This is a genomic window from Streptomyces sp. NRRL F-5122 (assembly GCF_001507435.1).
Taxonomy (GTDB): domain Bacteria; phylum Actinomycetota; class Actinomycetes; order Streptomycetales; family Streptomycetaceae; genus Streptomyces; species Streptomyces lannensis.
This window is the reverse complement of sequence record NZ_LMWH01000211.1, coordinates 1-251: the sequence shown is the minus strand read 5'-3', so window position 1 is coordinate 251 and position 251 is coordinate 1. Positions and strand designations below refer to the sequence as shown.

Here is a 251-nt window from a genome sequence, read left to right as displayed (position 1 = left end):
GGGTCGCCATCGCCTGGCTGCTCGCCCAGCGCGCCGTCACCAGCGTCATCGTCGGCGCCCGCAAGCTGGAACAGCTCACGGACAACATCGCCGCCAGCGACCTCATCCTCACCGAGCAGGATCTCACCGAACTCGACGAGGTCAGCCGGCCGCCGATCGCCTACCCGAACTGGATCCAGGAGCAGTTCGCCCCGACACGGACCCCGGCCGGCAACCTGGCCTGATCACGACGCCGACCATCCGGCCCAGTG

General features: G+C 69.3%; 1 protein-coding gene. It reads left to right on the top strand.

Going from position 1 to position 251, the window contains the following annotated elements; all coding sequences use genetic code 11:
* Positions 1 to 224, top strand: a 224-nt coding sequence (locus tag ADL25_RS20400) for an aldo/keto reductase (RefSeq protein WP_199839187.1), incomplete at its 5' end; no start/stop codon positions are given.
* Positions 225 to 251: the final 27 nt, after the last annotated feature.